Origin of the sequence: Roseivivax sp. THAF197b (assembly GCF_009363255.1) — a bacterium.
In the GTDB taxonomy this organism is placed as follows: domain Bacteria; phylum Pseudomonadota; class Alphaproteobacteria; order Rhodobacterales; family Rhodobacteraceae; genus Roseivivax.
This window is the reverse complement of the sequence record NZ_CP045318.1, coordinates 1,098,296-1,114,671: the sequence shown is the minus strand read 5'-3', so window position 1 is coordinate 1,114,671 and position 16,376 is coordinate 1,098,296. Positions and strand designations below refer to the sequence as shown.

At 60.6% G+C, this 16,376-nt stretch carries 17 protein-coding genes and 1 tRNA gene; 6 read left to right on the top strand and 12 right to left on the bottom strand.

Going from position 1 to position 16,376, the window contains the following annotated elements; genetic code table 11:
* Positions 1-177: 177 nt before the first annotated feature.
* Positions 178-741 carry a 5-formyltetrahydrofolate cyclo-ligase gene (locus FIV09_RS05610; RefSeq protein ID WP_254702314.1) on the bottom strand — a complete coding sequence of 188 codons (564 nt, stop codon included), beginning with the start codon at positions 739-741 and terminating at the stop codon, positions 178-180.
* Positions 738-2,132 (bottom strand): magnesium transporter, encoded by a 1,395-nt coding sequence (gene mgtE, locus FIV09_RS05605; RefSeq protein WP_152449073.1) that lies wholly within the window; start codon positions 2,130-2,132, stop codon positions 738-740. Before mgtE ends, FIV09_RS05610 begins: the two co-directional genes overlap by 4 nt.
* Before the next feature lie 130 nt (positions 2,133-2,262).
* Between mgtE and guaD the strand changes: the two genes are divergently transcribed.
* Positions 2,263-3,549, top strand: coding sequence for a guanine deaminase (gene guaD, locus FIV09_RS05600; protein WP_152449072.1), 1,287 nt, complete (start codon positions 2,263-2,265; stop codon positions 3,547-3,549).
* On the opposite strand, the gene FIV09_RS05595 is transcribed toward guaD, so the two are convergent.
* The 3 genes from FIV09_RS05595 to FIV09_RS05585 all read right to left on the bottom strand — a co-directional run bounded on the left by FIV09_RS05595 (position 3,546) and on the right by FIV09_RS05585 (position 6,191).
* Positions 3,546-4,886 carry an 8-oxoguanine deaminase gene (locus FIV09_RS05595; RefSeq protein WP_152449071.1) on the bottom strand — a complete coding sequence of 447 codons (1,341 nt, stop codon included), beginning with the start codon at positions 4,884-4,886 and terminating at the stop codon, positions 3,546-3,548. The two genes, guaD and FIV09_RS05595, sit on opposite strands and share 4 nt — an antisense overlap.
* A 3-nt stretch (positions 4,887-4,889) precedes the next feature.
* Positions 4,890-5,693 (bottom strand): histidinol-phosphatase, encoded by an 804-nt coding sequence (gene hisN, locus FIV09_RS05590; RefSeq protein ID WP_152449070.1) that lies wholly within the window; start codon positions 5,691-5,693, stop codon positions 4,890-4,892.
* A gap of 117 nt (positions 5,694-5,810) precedes the next feature.
* Positions 5,811-6,191 (bottom strand): helix-turn-helix domain-containing protein, encoded by a 381-nt coding sequence (locus tag FIV09_RS05585; protein ID WP_152449069.1) that lies wholly within the window; start codon positions 6,189-6,191, stop codon positions 5,811-5,813.
* Positions 6,192-6,502: 311 nt separating this feature from the next.
* On the opposite strand from FIV09_RS05585, the gene FIV09_RS05580 reads away from it, so the two are divergent.
* The 3 genes from FIV09_RS05580 (at position 6,503) to FIV09_RS05570 (ending at position 9,319) form a co-directional block, all read left to right on the top strand.
* On the top strand, positions 6,503-7,465 hold the full coding sequence (locus tag FIV09_RS05580) for an NADPH:quinone oxidoreductase family protein (RefSeq protein ID WP_152449068.1): 963 nt from the start codon (positions 6,503-6,505) through the stop codon (positions 7,463-7,465).
* Positions 7,466-7,685: 220 nt separating this feature from the next.
* Entirely contained in the window at positions 7,686-8,585 is a 900-nt protein-coding gene (locus tag FIV09_RS05575; RefSeq protein WP_152449067.1) for a D-amino acid aminotransferase, read from the top strand.
* Positions 8,582-9,319 (top strand): HAD family hydrolase, encoded by a 738-nt coding sequence (locus FIV09_RS05570; RefSeq protein WP_152449066.1) that lies wholly within the window; start codon positions 8,582-8,584, stop codon positions 9,317-9,319. Before FIV09_RS05575 ends, FIV09_RS05570 begins: the two co-directional genes overlap by 4 nt.
* Here the strand turns inward: FIV09_RS05570 and FIV09_RS05565 are convergent.
* Positions 9,316-10,158, bottom strand: coding sequence for a LysR family transcriptional regulator (locus FIV09_RS05565; RefSeq protein WP_152449065.1), 843 nt, complete (start codon positions 10,156-10,158; stop codon positions 9,316-9,318). The two genes, FIV09_RS05570 and FIV09_RS05565, sit on opposite strands and share 4 nt — an antisense overlap.
* A 134-nt stretch (positions 10,159-10,292) precedes the next feature.
* Between FIV09_RS05565 and FIV09_RS05560 the strand changes: the two genes are divergently transcribed.
* The gene (locus tag FIV09_RS05560) at positions 10,293-10,502 is read left to right on the top strand and encodes a DUF1127 domain-containing protein (RefSeq protein ID WP_152449064.1); all 210 of its coding nucleotides are present in this window, start codon (positions 10,293-10,295) and stop codon (positions 10,500-10,502) included.
* Positions 10,503-10,629: 127 nt separating this feature from the next.
* A complete protein-coding gene (locus tag FIV09_RS05555) occupies positions 10,630-11,373 on the top strand; it encodes a Bax inhibitor-1/YccA family protein (protein WP_152449063.1) in 744 nt (247 codons plus the stop codon).
* Positions 11,374-11,547: 174 nt separating this feature from the next.
* Here FIV09_RS05555 and FIV09_RS05550 read toward each other — a convergent pair.
* From FIV09_RS05550 to FIV09_RS05525, 6 genes are all read right to left on the bottom strand, one after another.
* Positions 11,548-11,634, bottom strand: a tRNA-Leu gene (locus FIV09_RS05550).
* Between the two features lie 126 nt (positions 11,635-11,760).
* Positions 11,761-12,249 carry a hypothetical protein gene (locus FIV09_RS05545; RefSeq protein ID WP_152449062.1) on the bottom strand — a complete coding sequence of 163 codons (489 nt, stop codon included), beginning with the start codon at positions 12,247-12,249 and terminating at the stop codon, positions 11,761-11,763.
* Between the two features lie 74 nt (positions 12,250-12,323).
* The gene (locus FIV09_RS05540) at positions 12,324-12,584 is read right to left on the bottom strand and encodes a hypothetical protein (RefSeq protein ID WP_152449061.1); all 261 of its coding nucleotides are present in this window, start codon (positions 12,582-12,584) and stop codon (positions 12,324-12,326) included.
* A 5-nt stretch (positions 12,585-12,589) separates the two neighbouring features.
* Positions 12,590-13,387: a hypothetical protein gene (locus FIV09_RS05535; protein ID WP_152449060.1), complete on the bottom strand. Its 798-nt coding sequence runs from the start codon at positions 13,385-13,387 to the stop codon at positions 12,590-12,592.
* A gap of 3 nt (positions 13,388-13,390) precedes the next feature.
* The gene (locus FIV09_RS05530) at positions 13,391-13,819 is read right to left on the bottom strand and encodes a hypothetical protein (RefSeq protein WP_152449059.1); all 429 of its coding nucleotides are present in this window, start codon (positions 13,817-13,819) and stop codon (positions 13,391-13,393) included.
* A 478-nt stretch (positions 13,820-14,297) separates the two neighbouring features.
* Positions 14,298-14,891, bottom strand: a complete 594-nt coding sequence (locus FIV09_RS05525) for an HNH endonuclease signature motif containing protein (protein ID WP_216646965.1) — start codon at positions 14,889-14,891, stop codon at positions 14,298-14,300.
* Positions 14,892-16,376 lie beyond the last annotated feature (1,485 nt).

The window sequence follows — 16,376 nt, the reverse complement described above, 5'->3', positions numbered from 1 at the left end:
TCCCGCGTGCCGCCCCAGTGTCCAAGCTGTGGCACGGCGCCCCCCCCCTGTTACGACCGGACCAGAAATACCTCTCGGGGGAGCGCGAGGGGGCAGACAGCCCCCTCGCCCTTTTGGTGCGCCATTGATCTAAAAATACTGCCGGCGGGGCAGACAGTCCCCGCGCCTGCAACGGCTCTAGCCTGCGCGCGGGCTGATCACCTCTCGCTCGGTCACGATCAGGTCGAGCGGCTGATCGGTCTCCTCGACCGGCAGGCTGTCGGTTTCCTGAGCCGCATAGGCAAAGCCCACGGCCAGAGTGGCCTGCCTTGACCGCAAAAGCTCCAGCGTCCGGTCGTAAAAGCCCCCGCCATACCCCAACCGCGCGCCTTGCCGCGTGAAGGCCAAGAGCGGCACGATCAGGATTTCCGGCGCGATGAAGTCCTGCGTTTCAGGCACCATGGCGCCGAAGGGCCCCGGGATCATCGCGCAATCGGGCTCCCAGCGGGCAAAGCGCAGCGGCATCTCCGGCCCCTCGATCACCGGCAGGCCGACGGCCCCGTGTGCTGCGGCCTCCTCCATCGCGGGGCGCGGATCGATCTCGGTCCGGATCGGCCAATAGCCCGAGACCGGCACACCGCGATAGCCCGCGAGCACCTGCGACAGATGCCCTGCCCGTCCCGGCCCGTGCATGTCATGCGCCGCGGCCCGTCGGGCGAAGGCGGCCTTGCGCGCCGCGGCCTTGGCCTCGGCAAGGCTCACAGCAAGACAGCCGATGCGAGCCCGAGGAACGCGAAGAAGCCCACCACATCCGTCACCGTGGTCACGAAAGTGCCCGAGGCCAGGGCCGGATCGACTTTGAGCTTTTCCAGCACGATGGGGATGCCGATCCCCGCCAGCGCGGCCGCGACCATGTTGATGATCATCGCCGCGAAAATGACCCAGCCCAGCGCGGGCGAGCCGAACCAGATCAGCCCGACGATGCCCATGACGATGGCGAAGGCCACGCCCATGATCAGGCCCACCGCCGCCTCGCGCCGGATGACCCGCCAGGCGTTGGACCCGGTCAGATCGCGCGTGGCCAGCGCGCGCACGGCCACGGTCAGCGATTGCGTGCCCGCATTGCCGCCCATGGAGGCCACGATCGGCATCAGGACCGCAAGGGCCGTGATCTGCGCGATGGCCGCTTCGAACTGCGCGATCACCAGCGAGGCCAGGATCGCGGTCGCGAGGTTCACTGCGAGCCAGGGAAAGCGCTGTTTCGTCGTCTCGACGGCACTGTCCGACAGGGAACTTTCCTCACCCACACCGGCAAGGCGCAGGATGTCTTCCTCGTGTTCTTCATCGAGGACCATCATCGCGTCATCGATGGTGATCACACCCACGAGCCGTTCGTTTTCGTCCACCACCGGCGCCGAGATCAGGTGGTACTGGTTGAAGGCATAGGCCACGTCGGCTTCGGGCCGGGAGACCGGGATCACATGGAAGCTGGCATCGGTGATCTCGGCCAGTTTGGTCGCGCGCGGCGACGACATGAGCTTGCCGAGCTGCACCTTGCCCACGGGCTTCATGCGCGGGTCGACCAGGATGATGTGGTAGAACTGGTCCGGCAGATCCTCGGTGGCGCGCATGTAGTCGATGGCCTCGCCCACGCTCCAATGCTCGGGCGCCATGACCACTTCGCGCTGCATGAGGCGGCCCGCGGAATATTCCGGGAATTCCAGCGACTGCTCGATGGCGAGGCGGTCGCGGTCGGTCAGCGCGCCCAGGATGGAGTCGCGCTGCTCCGCCTCGAGGTCTTCCAAGAGGTCGACCACGTCGTCCGAATCGAGCTCGCGCACCGCATCGGCCAGAACCTCGGGCCGCAGGATACGGATGACTTCCTCGCGGATGCCTTCATCGAGTTCGGTCAGGATTTCGCCGTCGAATTCCTGGTCGTAAAGCCGGATCAGCGCCGCGCGGTCGGGCGCGTCGATCTGCTCGAGCATGTCGGCGATATCGGCGGCATGAAGCGGCTCCATGAGCGACACGAGCGCGTCGCGGTCCCCCGCCTCGACCGCCTCGAGAATTGCGGCAATCGTGCGCGGCGACAGCGCATAGGCGTCGTCCTCCGGGACCTCGGGCTCAGGGGCGATATCGGGCTCGTGCACCATGGCAGATTCCTTTTGCGGATTTGGCCGGAGACTAGGACAGCGCCCGGAAAAGCAACAGGGCGGATCGACAATTTACCCCCGCAGCCGGGGCGCGTAGGGTCCGGCACGCACGAGCATGAGGCAGGCCGGAATGAACGAACAAACCTTGATAAGCGGTCGGGTGTTGATCTGGGACGGCGCGCCCATGACGGAGGGGCCCGGCGCCGCGCGGATCGAGCCCGATTGGGCGGTTCTGATCGAAGGCGGCAAGGTCGCTGCACTCGGCCCGGCAGGTGCGTTGCGCAGCACCCATCCGCAGGCCGCCGAGACGCGCTACGGCTCCGACCTGATCTGCCCCGGCTTCGTCGATCCGCATGTGCATTACCCGCAGACCCGCATCATCGCGAGCTGGGGCAAGCGGCTGATCGACTGGCTTGAGACATATACCTTCCCCGAGGAGATGCGGTTTGGCGATCCGGCCTATGCCCGGGCGGTGGCCGACAGCTATCTCGACCTGACGCTGGCCGCGGGCACGACCACCGTCTCGAGCTATTGCACATCGCATCCCGCTTCGGTCGATGCCTTTTTCGAGGCGGCCGCCGCGCGGGGACAACGGGTGTTCGCGGGCAAGACCTGCATGGACCGAAACGCACCCGAAGCGCTTTGCGACACCGCTCAAAGCGCTTTGGATGACAGTGCGGCCCTGCTTGCGCGTTGGCACGGGGTTGGTCGGGCCTCCTACGTCATCACGCCGCGCTTCTCGCCCACCTCCTCGCCGGAGCAGCTGGAGGCGCTCGGAGCGCTTTGGGCCGCACATCCCGACTGCCTGATGCAGACCCATCTGTCCGAACAGACCGATGAAATCGCCTGGGTCCGCACGCTCTATCCCGGGGCGCGCGATTACCTCGATACCTATGAGCAATTCGGTCTGCTCGGGCCCGGCGGGCTCTACGGCCATGCCATCCATCTTGAACCGCGGGAGGTGGACCGGCTGGCTGAGGTTGGCGCGGCGCTCATCCATTGCCCGACCTCCAACACGTTCATCGGATCGGGATTGTTCGACATGGCGGGGCTTGTCGCGCGCGGTCTGCGCGTGGGACTGGCCACCGATACAGGCGGCGGATCATCTTTTTCGATGCTGCGCACCATGGCCGCGGCCTACGAGATCGGACAGCTGCGCGGCCGCGCACTTCATGCGGCCGAGCTTCTGTGGCTCGCCACCGCGGGATCGGCGGACACCCTCGGCATGACCGGTGTGATCGGGACGATCGCGGAGGGCGCCGAGGCGGATCTGACGGTCCTCGACCTCGCCTCCACGCCTGCCATCGCGCAGCGAGCAGATCGGGCCGAAGATGCCTGGGAAGAGGTCTTCGCAACCATCATGATGGGCGATGACCGGGCCGTGCGCGATGTCTGGGTCGGTGGGCGCCGCGTCTAGAGCGTTTCGGCAAGGCGGCGCGCGCGGCGGTTCTGCTCGGTGATGGTGGCGGCGAGGTCGATGGTGGTGATCTGCCCGCCCCGCACGATCTGACGTCCTTCCACGAAGAGATCGCGCACGCGGGTCGGACCGGCCAGAAGCAAGGCGGCCGGGTCCCAACTGCCCGCAGCCTCGATGCCCGAAACATCCCAGACCGCGATATCGGCGCGGGCACCGACCGCGATGCGGCCGCAATCCTCTCGGCCCAGCACCTCCGCCCCCCCGCGCGTCGCGATCCAGAGCGCCTCCCGCGCGCTCATCGCATCCGCACCTTTCGAGACACGCTGCAACAGCATCGCCATCCGCGCCTCGGAGACGAGGTTGCCCGCATCGTTCGAGGCCGACCCATCCACGCCGAGCCCGACCCGGACGCCCGCGTCCCGCATGGCCCGGACCGGCGCGATGCCGGATCCGAGGCGACAATTCGAACAGGGACAATGGGCGATACCGGTGCGCGTGCGGGCAAAGAGATCAATCTCGCCCGCATCGAGCTTCACGCAATGCGCGTGCCAGACATCCGGTCCGGTCCATCCCAGATCCTCCGCATATTGGCCGGGACGGCAGCCGAAGGTGGCAAGGCTGTAAGACACATCCTCGTCGTTTTCAGCCAGGTGCGTGTGCAGCATTACGCCCTTGTCCCGCGCGAGCAGTGCGGCGTCTCGCATCAATTCGCGGCTGACCGAGAAAGGCGAACAGGGGGCGACCCCCACTCGGATCATCGCGCCCGGTTCGGGATCATGGAAGCGGTCGATCACCCGGATGGTATCCTCGAGAATTGCCGTCTCGGCCTCCACAAGGCTGTCCGGCGGCAGCCCGCCCGCGCTTTGCCCGATGGACATCGCCCCCCGCGTTGGATGAAACCGCAGGCCGATCTCGCGCGCCGCGTCGATCGTATCGTCGAGCCGCGCCCCGTTCGGAAACAGGTAGAGATGGTCGGAGGTGAGCGTACATCCCGACAGCGCCAGTTCCGCCAATCCCGTGAGCGCCGAGATGCGCATGTCCTCGGGCCCCATGTGTGCCCAAATGGGATAGAGCTTCTGCAACCATCCGAAAAGCAGCGCATCCTGCGCGCCGGGAACAGCCCGGGTCAAGCTTTGGTACAGGTGATGATGCGTGTTCACGAGACCCGGTGTGATAACGCAGCCCGCCGCATCGACAATCTCGCCTGATGTCCGGAGATCTGGACCGATTTCGGCAATGACGCCATCGCGAATGCGGATATCCTGGCCCGTGCGTTCAGATTTCTGATCGTCCATCGTCAGGATGTGATCGGGATTGCGCAGGAGCCATTCGCCCATGACCTACCCCATCAGCAGGGTTTGCGCTGCGCGGTGCAACTCGGGCGTCGCCGCGGCCAGAACCGTGCCGCCATGGAGCGCCGGTCCGCCGTCCCAGTTCGTGACAATGCCACCCGCCGCTTCGATCACGCCGATGGGCGCCTGGATGTCATAGGCATTCAAACCGGCCTCTATGACGAGGTCAATCTGACCCGTCGCCAGAAGTGCGTAGGCGTAGCAATCCATCCCGTAACGGGTGAGTTTGGTCCGCGTCGCGACCCGCTCGAAGGCTGTGCGCTCCGCAGGCATGCCGATTTCGGGAAAGGTCGTCATCAGGCGAGCATCGGCAAGATCGGTGGTCTGGCGCACGCGCAGTTTGTGGCGTCCCTGCGGCCCGCTCACATCCGCCCGACCGAGGCCACCGCAGAACCGTTCTTTGGTGAAAGGCTGGTCGATGACCCCATAGAGGACGCGATCTGCGGACGAGAGCGCGATCAAAACGCCCCAGGTCGGCGTGCCGCAAAGGAAGCCGCGGGTCCCGTCAATGGGATCGAGCACCCATGTGCGACCACTCCGGCCCGGCGCGTGCCCATATTCCTCGCCAAGGATCCCATCGTCAGGATGGCGGTCTGCGAGGATCTCGCGCATCGCGCGTTCCGCGGCGCGGTCGGCCTCGGTGACGGGATCGAAGCCGTCTGCCAGTTTGTTATCGGTTGCCAATCCCGCTGACCGGAAGAGCGGCAAGACCGCTGCGCGGGCGGCATCCGCTAGCGCGTCCGCTGTGTCCTGGATCCGGGATTGACCGATTTCGGAGTTGGGTGGCGTCATGCTGCGCAGCCCTGGAGGTCGACACGCGTGAGACGGCTGTAGCCGCGCGGTATCGCGTGGGGGCCTCGCGGTAGAATTTTATTGAAGGGCACGGTGCAGGTGTCAGCACCTTGCGCCTCAGGCGACGTCCGACAGGACCCGTGCCAGTTCAAACAAGCGACGCCGCTGGTTTTCTGGAATGGCATAGTAGGACCGCACGAGGTCCAGCGCTTCCTTGTCACCGAGGATATCGGCGGGAACTTTCGTGTTCGGCGCGGCATCTTCTGATTTCTCTTCGGTCTCGTCGATGCCTTCAAAGAAGCAGCTGACCGGGACGTCAAGCGCATCGGCGATATCCCAAAGCCGGGACGCGGAGACACGGTTCGCACCGGTTTCGTATTTCTGGATTTGCTGAAACTTGATTCCGACCTTTTCCGCGAGCTGCTGCTGCGTCATGCCGACGAGCCATCTGCGATGGCGGATTCGCTTTCCCACATGGACGTCGACGGGATGTGTCATACCCTCTTTCCCTTATTCATTGTCGGGTGCTTTACAATCCGACCCAAGCAGGCTGATTGTTGCGGCACAGCCGACCGGACTACTCGTACCTCACACAGGCGGTGATCTGCCCAGCAATTTTCTTCCGGGAAGGTACAGCGAAAGCCCCTTCTGTTACAAGATGCAAGAACGCCTGTCACGAACCGCCTTCCCCTCCGTAAACTACGGAATTTTTGCAAAGGCGCGCGGTTTAATCGCTTTATTTCGGTGTGCTTGACGCAAAGGTGAACGGCGGGCAACAACAACGCCATCACAAATCCGAGGACCGAACCATGCGCGCGCTTCTTGTCGAAACCCATGATGCACCGCCGCAAGAAGCCGAAATCGCGCGGCCAGAACCCGGATCGGGAGACATTCGCGTCAGGATCGAGGCCTGCGGGCTGAACTTTGCTGACCTCCTGATGGTGAAGGGCACGTATCAGGACACGCCCGCCCTGCCCTTCGTTCTGGGGATGGAGGTTGCGGGCGTTGTTGACATGGTCGGAAGCGGCGTCTCGCATCTGGCGCCCGGCGACCGCGTTGCCGTCTTTGGTGGTCGGGGCGGGCTTGCCGAATACGGTGTCTTCGATGCGCAGCGCGCCGTGCGATTGCCGGACGCGATGAGTGCGGTCGATGCCGCCGCTTTCCAGATTGCCTATGGCACAAGCCATGTGGCGCTGGACCATCGCGCGCGGCTTCAACCGGGCGAAACGCTTCTGGTTCTGGGCGCGGCAGGCGGCGTGGGCCTTACCGCGGTCGAAATCGGAAAGCTGATGGGTGCCACCGTCATCGCCTGCGCCCGCGGGGCCGACAAGCTGGCCGTTGCTGAACGCGCGGGGGCCGACCACCTGATCGATGCCGAAACCGCCGATCTCAGGGCCGAGGTCAAGGCGCTTGGCGGGGCGGATGTGGTCTATGACCCCGTTGGGGGCGATCAATTCAAGGCCGCTTTCCGGGCCTGCAATCCCGAAGCGCGGCTCCTGCCGATCGGTTTTGCGTCGGGGGATATTCCCGAGATCAAGGCGAACCATCTTCTGGTGAAGAACCTGTCTGTCATGGGCCTTTATTGGGGTGGCTACCTGGCCTTTCGCCCAGACATCATCACCAAAAGCCTGTCGACGCTGATGGATTGGTACACTGAGGGGCACCTCAAGCCGCATGTCAGCCACGTCCTGCCCTTGTCGGAGGCGGCCCACGGGTTGGAATTGATGCGGACCCGGAAATCGACCGGCAAGGTCGTGATCGAGATCAAGTGACGGGTTCCAATCACGGCACAAGGCCCGAAACGACCCGATGACAATCCGCAGGACGCACAGGACGTGCAGAGATATCCACATTGTCGCGCCCTCCCTGTCCTTGAGCCCACTTCGTGTCGTAAGGGCGAAACGTTGCGTCTTTCCTAATGCCTGACCGGAAAGGCGCGTCAGATGCGGGCAATCCGCGCCCGCGTATGATCATTGCAAGGAGACAGCGGCCATGACCGACGCAACCTTTACCCATGCCGCGGAAGAGGATGCGCGCAACGAGACGGTTCAGCTCTGGCTCAACGGGAAATTGGTGCCGCGGGCGGAGGCGACCGTTTCGATCTATGATTCCGGCTTCATGTTGGGGGACGGCATCTGGGAGGGCCTGCGCCTCTATAACGGGAAATGGGCGTTTCTCGACGCCCATATCGCGCGGCTCTTCGAGGCAGCCAAGGCGATCGATCTCGACATCGGCCTGAGCGCGGAGGACATCGTGGATGCGTTGGAAAAAACCCGGACAGCCAATGGGATGCAGACCGATGCTCATGCACGATTAATGGTAACGCGCGGGGTCAAAACCCGGCCGTTCCAGCACCCCGGCCTGTCCCGCTCAGGCCCGACCATCGCGATCATCATGGAGCATTCGAAGCCCCAAATCGCGCGTCCGATCCGGCTGGCAACCGTGCCGCATATCAGGGGGCTGCCGATGAGCCAGGATCCCAAGCTCAATTCCCATTCAAAGCTGAACTGCATCCTCGCCTGCATCGCGGCCGAAAAGGCCGGGGCGGATGAAGCCTTGATGCTGGACGTGCACGGGTTCGTGAATACGACGAATGCCTGCAACTTCTTCATCGTGCGAAAGGGCGAGGTTTGGACCTCCACCGGGGATTATTGCATGAACGGTATCACAAGGGGCCAGGTGATCGATATCTGTCGTACGGAAGGCATCCCGGTCTTCGAGAAAAACTTCTCCCTGACAGAGACTTACAGCGCGGAGGAGGCGTTCCTGACCGGCTCTTTCGGGGCGCAGACACCGGTTTCCGAGATCGATGGACGCCGCATCGGAGATGGCGAGCTTGGCCCGCTGACCAAACGCATTCGGGCCGCCTATATGCAGCGGGTGAGCGCATGAACCTCGCGATGTGGTCCGGCCCGCGCAACCTTTCGACCGCGCTGATGTACGCGTTTGCGGCGCGCGGGGATTGTACGGTCTGGGACGAGCCCTTCTACGCGGCGTATCTTGATCGTACCGGTCTGGACCATCCGATGCGGGCCGAGATCATGGATGCAGGCCTGCGCGATCCCGCAGATGTGGCCCGCAGATGCGCTTCAGGGGCGAACGACAAGCCGTTGTTTTATCAAAAACATATGTGCCAGCACATGATCGCGGAGATGCCCCGCGATTGGATGGAAAAGGCCACGCATGTTTTCCTGATCCGGCATCCGGCGCGCGTGCTGGCGAGCTTCGCCGCGAAATATGAGGCGGCGGGCCTCGACGATATCGGTTTTGTGCAACAGGAAAGCCTTTACCAAGATGCGGCCAAGCTTGGCGATACCGCGCCGATTGTCATCGATTCCAGTGACATACTGGCCGATCCTGAAGCAGCTTTGCGCGCGCTTTGCGCAGCACTCGGGATCGAATACCGCAATTCCATGACCTCTTGGCCCGCAGGTCCGAAACCGTTCGACGGGGTCTGGGCACCGGTGTGGTATGCGTCGGTTCACGCCTCGACGGGGTTCCATGGATCCGAACGCCCCTTGCCGAAGCTGGAGGCCCCCTATGATCGGATCGCGGAGGCTGCACTTCCCTATTACGAGCGTATGCGCGCGCGGGCCCTTCGCATCCCGAAGCGCAAGGCGGACTAGATCGCCGCAAACCCTGTACGCAGCAGATCGACGAGCGCTGCAGCTGGTCCGGTGGTCGAACGCGCGGCATAGAGGTTGATCTTCGTCGTACCGAGATCGGGCAGCGCACCGCCGGTATCGATTTCTTCCAGCTGCGGCGGCGCATGCCCCTCAATGAGCGCCATGACACCGAGATCGGCCGATACCGTGGCCTCGATCGAGCGGTCGCTATCGGTATCAATGACCTGAAACCACGGGATATTTTCGGCATCGAGATGCCGGATGACAGCGGCCCGGAAGGCGCAGATCCGTGCCTGCGCGTATGGCAGCGGCCTTTGCCGCCAGGCAGTCCCGTCCGGCGCACCATACCAGCGCAGCGGGGCTTCGCTGAGCGTCTCGCCCTGCGCCTCCTCTTCCGTCGTCAGGATGATGTCGATCTCACCAGCGGCATATTTCTCCTTCAGATTGAAAGTTGAAAAGGTCAGCAATTGCACGCGCATACGCGGGAAACTTGCGGCAAACGCCTTCATGGCACGCGGCACGACGGGGTAGAGGATATCCTCGGGCACACCGAGCGTGATCTCCCCCTCAAGAGCATCATGCGTCAGAAGCGCGTAGACCTCGTCATTGAGCGCGATCATCCGCCGAGCATAGCCGAGAAGCTGCTCCCCGGAGGCGGTCAAGGCCACTCCACGACCGGCGCGTTCCAGAAGCGTCAGGCCCAGAAGATCCTCAAGACGCTTGATCTGCATGGACACGGCGGACTGCGTCAAATTCAGCATGCGCGCCGCGCTCGTCACCCCGCCATTATCGGCGACGGCTGCAAACGAGCGCAGAGTTGTCAGATCGAGATTACGCATGCGGACCCCATTCATCACAACCTGTGATGCGATACCCTATAATCATTCATTTTTCAAATATTCATATGTAGCCTATCTATCACCCATCAAGAAGGCAGACAGCCAAAGCATCACAGATACTGAAAGGTCACATCATGTCCCTCATGGATCTCGCATTTCCCCTGCCCCGCCATCGCCAATCGCTCCGAGCGCGCTTTGCCCGCATGGTACGGCTGCACAGCCAGCGTCGGGCCTTGGGCGCGCTCGACGCACATTTGCTGCAGGATATCGGCGTTAGCGCCGAAGACGCACGGATCGAAGCCGCGCGCCCGGCCTGGGATGCCCCCGATCACTGGCAGGGCTGACCCGACAGGCATGCGACCGAATGTTTCGGTCAAAAGCGCCGGATATTCTTGAAAAGCTCGGTAGGAGCGCCGATATTTCTCACAGTTTCCGGCAGGTCGCCGGGGTGGATTGATTTCGGAGGAAAGAATGGCTGAATACAGAACCGTTCGAACCGGCGCCGCCGCCGGCGCGCGTTCGGCTCAGATCGATGAGGGCCTGCGCGCCCATATGAACAAGGTCTACGGCACGATGTCCGTGGGCATGTTCCTGACCTTCCTTGTGGCCTGGGCCGTTGGCTCCAGCCCGCAATTGCTGGGTATCTTCCGCGACCCTGCCACGCTCCAACCCAATATCCTGGGCTGGATCGTCATGTTCGCGCCCCTCATCATGGTGTTCGCCTTCGGCGCCGCGATCAACCGGCTGTCCGCGGCTGGCGCGCAGACATTCTTCTACGTCTTCGCCGCCGTGATGGGTCTGTCGCTGTCCTGGATCTTCGTCGCCTTCACCGGCATTTCGATCGCGCAGGTCTTCCTCGTGACCTCGATCTCCTTCGCGGGCCTGTCGCTCTTCGGCTACACCACGAAGAAGGATCTGTCCGGCTGGGGCACCTTCCTGATGATGGGTGTGATCGGCCTTGTTGTGGCGTCGATCGTCAACATCTTCCTGCAGAGCCCGGCGATCATGTTCGCGATCTCGATCCTCGGCGTGCTGATCTTCGCGGGTCTGACCGCGTATGATACGCAGTCGATCAAGAACGAGTATATCGAGCATGCCCGCCACGCCGATCAGGAATGGCTTGGCAAGTCGGCGATCATGGGCGCGCTCCGCCTGTATCTCGACTTCATCAACATGTTCATGTTCCTGCTGCAGCTGTTCGGCAATCGCGAATAAGCGCGTAGAGCAGGCACGTATCCAAGGCCGCCGGAGCCCAGCTTCGGCGGTTTTTTCATGCGGCTTCAGCGATTTGCGCGCGACGTCTGCAGCATCCACGACACGCATGGCATCAATTTGCCGGGCGTCTAGGTGAACGGCCGCACGGGCCGCGTCGTCTCTTTTGGGAGTGAATGGTGCGGTCGAGAAGACTCGAACTTCCACGGGAGTTACCCCACAGCGACCTCAACGCTGCGCGTCTACCAATTCCGCCACGACCGCACTGTCTGAGGCTTGGTTTTCAACGCCTTACGTAGAGCCGACCATTTCACCTAACCAACCTTAGACTTACCCTCGGTGGTGGTTCGAGTAGCATCGGTAGTGTAAGGGTGAATCACCTGTCAACCCTTACATGTCAGGGTGAGCCTCCGAGCCCCCTGCCAAGCGTTGTCGGTAGTCTTCGAGTTCCTCGGACTTGACCGAAGCAAGGAAAGCCAGTTCTCCGCTCTCCCATCCACGCCGGAAGCCGTCTTTTAGAGAACGCTTTTCGGCATCAGTTTTGACGCAGGGGAAGCACAGGCCGTTCAGGTCTTGGAAGAGATGCCAAGCACGGGCCTCGCGATCACGATAGAGGAAGCGCATTCTGCCATCGACCTCTACAAACAAATGGCCCATCCGGTCTGCCTCATTCCTGCTCTCGTGGCGTCTCAGGTAAGCCTTGGCCGCTTCGTCAAATAAAGCTGATCCAAGAATGATCGGGCTGGGCTGGCTCACAGCGGCCCGGAGAGAGTCACTGAGTGCAGGCTGGGCTTTCTTTCGTGTCGGCACCTCCGTAACCTCAAGAGGCTCTGAGGAGTCCTCTCCGTGGCCCTCAGGGTCCATAAGAAATTCGCTCATATATGATCCTTAAAAAATGATGATGGTCGAGGAAGGAGAGCGTTTGTCCCCCTCCCCTCCGAAGGCGTTGCGGGTCAGCCTACGTCTACCGGGAAGTCCAGTTGGTCAGCCGGGATTACTCCGGCGAACGCATGGGGTCCCTCGGGTTCAACAGGTTGTACTCGGTTCGCCGTGACGACTTTGACAGCATTGCCAATGTCAGTTGCCGAAGCTTCGTTGTTCTCAAGCTTTGCGATCAAAGCGCGGATGAGAAGGCCATTGAGTTTCTCTAGGTCCTCTCGGGTAGCATTGAGGTCTCTGGGCGCTTCGATCTTCGTGGTCTTGCGTTGAGCCATGCGGGTTACGCCTTCTGACCGTAGGGCGAGTAGAGGTAGCTGTAAGCCTCAGCAGCGTCTTTCTGGGTCAGCTTCCCCGTCGCGGCCATGAACCAGAGGTTGCGAACAATCGCTTGCTCTTGCTGAGTCCCGTTCCAAGCCTTGTCTGCGAGGAAGTCCATACGCGCTTCACCGTATTCGTCGCCTACCGCCATAAAATCGGACAGGACTTGGGACCCTGCCTCTTCCATGTCAGCGTACCTCTGGCGAACCGAAGCTTCCGACATACCCAGCTTGTCCTGGGCGAACGCAAATGTCTCTGCCCCAAGTTCACCGTTGTACACGATATCATTCTGGAAGGCCGACAAGGCGGCATCAGCATTGCCCTCGCCTACTGCGACCTCAAGTTGCGCTTCGAGTAACTGAGCGGCTTCATGGCGGTTGTCCTGCTGGGCCTCTTGAAGTTCGGCTCGGGCATTCTCGGCGTCAGACAGGAAGTCGTCCGAGGGATTGCTCAGGGTCTGTCCCTTGATTAACCCGAGGGACACAGCCTGATCGTATGCGACCTCCATGCCTTCAATCACTACGAGATCGCCCGGAAGGTATTCGCCGTTAGAGTGCTGGCGTGAACCGTCTCGAATGACAACCTCAGGATTGTTGTTGGTTTCCTCATCCGAGAGATACGTATTCGCAACGGAGTAGTGTCCCTTGGCGACCTTCTCTGCCGAGTAGTCCCGCGCGGTGAACCCGAGATCATTACCTTCGGTGAGATCGTCGGAGTAGGTAGGAACGGCGTTGCCGTTGGCGTCGATTGCGTTGGTCATTGATTAATGTTCTTTCTGAAAATGTTTGGTGAGGCTGTCTCCGCCTAGCGGGAGACCGAGGGCCTCGGTGGCCTTTACGAGAAGGCGATAGTCGGAGAGCCAATCGCTCCCCATTGCGTGTTTTACTGCCAAGCGGAGTTCGTCTCCGATTGCGCGTACAAGAGTGGCAGACCGCCAGAGGTCTAGCTGTTTGGTCTTCGTGATTGTCTCGGTAATGGGTTGAGAGAGATTGTCCCTCGGGTTCTCCGAGATGTACCAAGGGCGCTCCCAAGCGATCACCTTTTCCTCGGTGGTGGTCTTGGTGAACCCCGAGTTCGCCAGAACGAAACGCCCTGCCAAGGTATTTACGAATTGATCCCGTTCCTTGGTGAAGCCTTTGCGGCTTCCCTCGGGCATCTTCCATTTGAACTCTGCCCACAGTCTGATGGCCATGTAGCGCAACATAGCGTCGGACAGAGAGTGCCCTTGGCGGTGGAAGTAATGTGACAGGATAATCCAGCCTTTGGCCTTCTGGGTGTACCCTGAGACGCCTTCGAGGCGATAGAACGGGAGAGCGTAGGAGGCATGGTGTCGTATCTTCCTTTGCCCTGAACCCCAAGCGGCCTTGAAGGCTTGTCGCTGGTGGTCATTGGTCAGGAGGTCGGTATCCAGCCACTGCTTTAGGGCTTCCTCTAGTGCCCTCAGGTCCGCCAGTTTTGGTATTTCATTGGTGGGGTGACCGAAGCGCCGATATCGCTGAGCATGGCTGTAGCAGTAGGGGTACAAATCATGTCGATGAATAGCGCATCCCGAGACCGCACAGACCTCCGCTTTGTTTGCTCTCTTGGCTTGCCGAACTTCAATGGAACGCTTCTCGCGTTGTCTTGAGTCTTTCCCTTGGCGCTTGGATTTCGGAAGGCCAGTCTGAGACCTATGAACCACAGCCCGACCCGTCCGCTACATCGTAGCGCCTATCGTAGAGGAACGAGAGGTAATTGATTGCCGTAGTCGCTAACAGTTCACTGGAGAACTCTAGGTTGAACTCTGGCTCCCCCTTGGACGAGAAGAACGAGACACGGAAATTCCCTTCCTCCGTTTTCTGAATATCGCCGTAGCTGGTGCAGCCCGTGCTATACATTCGGTTTTCCATGTTCTCCCGAGGTGTTGCCGCTTTGAGATTACTGGGACGATTATCGAAGGGGATACGATTAATGTGGTCAATCAATTTGGGCGGGGCTTCTTCATATTTGAGAAGCCAGATAAGGCGATGAAGCATCACTCGGACCGGACCTAAGTCAGGATGAGTTACCCCGAGGATAATATGTGGCATTTTAAGACAAGGATTCTTGCCGACAAGAGTTCCCGCGTATTGGTTGTTGAAGTTGGTCTGATTACGCTTCGATTTGAAGTGGTGACGGGGGCGCTCTTTCCAGTAGAGGAGGCCTTTGTCGATCTTGGTTGCATCGAAGCAAGCCCTGAGGAAATCTAGGTTCTCTGGGCGTAGTAGTTGGTCGGTTTTATTCATCATTTGAATGCTTTCGTTGTAGTTGGATGGTCATCAGAAATTGATGATAGGAGTTGGGCCTTTGGTCTGGCCTATTGTGGCACTCGGTCTTCTCGGCGGTGCCAACGATTGTACCTTCGTCTTCACCTTGGTGATGACAAGGTTTCGTCTGTCGGTTCTATAGAGGGGGTGTCCCCGGTTTTGACCTGAGACCAGACCATGCTGTCTATAGAAGGGGTGTCCCCGGTTTTGGTAATTGCAGGTGGGTACAAGCCTTGAACCCCGGACCAGCGTCATCGACGGTACCGTCATCCGAGACAAGCCCAGTTGACGGCTCAGGGATCAAACCTCGAACGACACGATCAATAGTGGCGCTCCAAGGAGACCAAACGGTATAGCGATTAGCGGCTTGGGCAATCGTGCAGTAGACAGAGGGACGACCCCGGTAGAATAAATAGCGGTTTTTTGGGTTGGGGCGGATCAACTGAGGGGTGGTTAGAATATCGCGCACCATTGGGCTGTGACCATCACGGGCCAGCCTGATGACGGTTTCGAGATACCCGAGTCGGAGCGCAGGAGGTATTGAATAAAGCCGTTCAGCCATGCGCTCAGCGAGTTCAAACTTCTCGTGTTGCTGTCTGTCTTTGGCGTAACTGTAGCTAGCGTTAACGGGTGTCTTACGTCTAGCCTTGCGCTTCTTTGCAGCATCGCGGCAGCGAGGTGAGCAGTAAGTCTTATTGCTTCGGTAGATGAATAGGATACCGCAATTCGGGCAAATTAATTGCGTTGGCGGAGAAACAGAACTCCCCGCGTCCGGCTCGATAACTTCGTATTTCAATGCTGGATATTCACTTTCAAAAGTATGGACGCTCAGAAACGGTAAACGAGCAATTCAGAGTTGGTCTTAGACAGACCTAGAGCCTCCACCCTGGCCTTAACGTGGGCGGCGCTTCTGGCTGGCATAGTGAACAATCGGTCGAGATGAGTTGCTCCGGTCTTGGGATCGGTTGTGAGCAAGCTGGCTTCGTACATGGACATGATGAAAAACCTCTTAACTACGCACTGTCGTGCGCGGCATTAACTTGAGGGAATGAGTTTGGGGCCGCTTGAAGCGACTGAAAATGGTCTGGGTAGTCGGGAGAAAATACGTGAGGACGCCTGAGAAAACGCAGGGGACCTTGGGTGAGTCTGACGCGCGTGTATCTCCAGATGAGGGGGTTTAAATTTTGCCCCTATTTTGCTGGACTTTCAGCAGCTAGGCAGGGCAACGCCTAGAACGGTAGCGTGTGTGTTATCTCCATATGCAGACATAATTAAAAACGACAAAAAGGGAGGCCCTAAAGCCCCCCTTCCTTGTCTTGTGTCGATCAGATGCCGCAGCTTCCGCCCTTACCGGAAATGTCGCAAATGTCATGTGTCTGAACACCTTCCTCGAACTCTTGTCCGAGATGCTCCACAGCCTCGCTGTAAGGGACGCTGGTGAGCGGTTGTCCACCTCGGGCACCA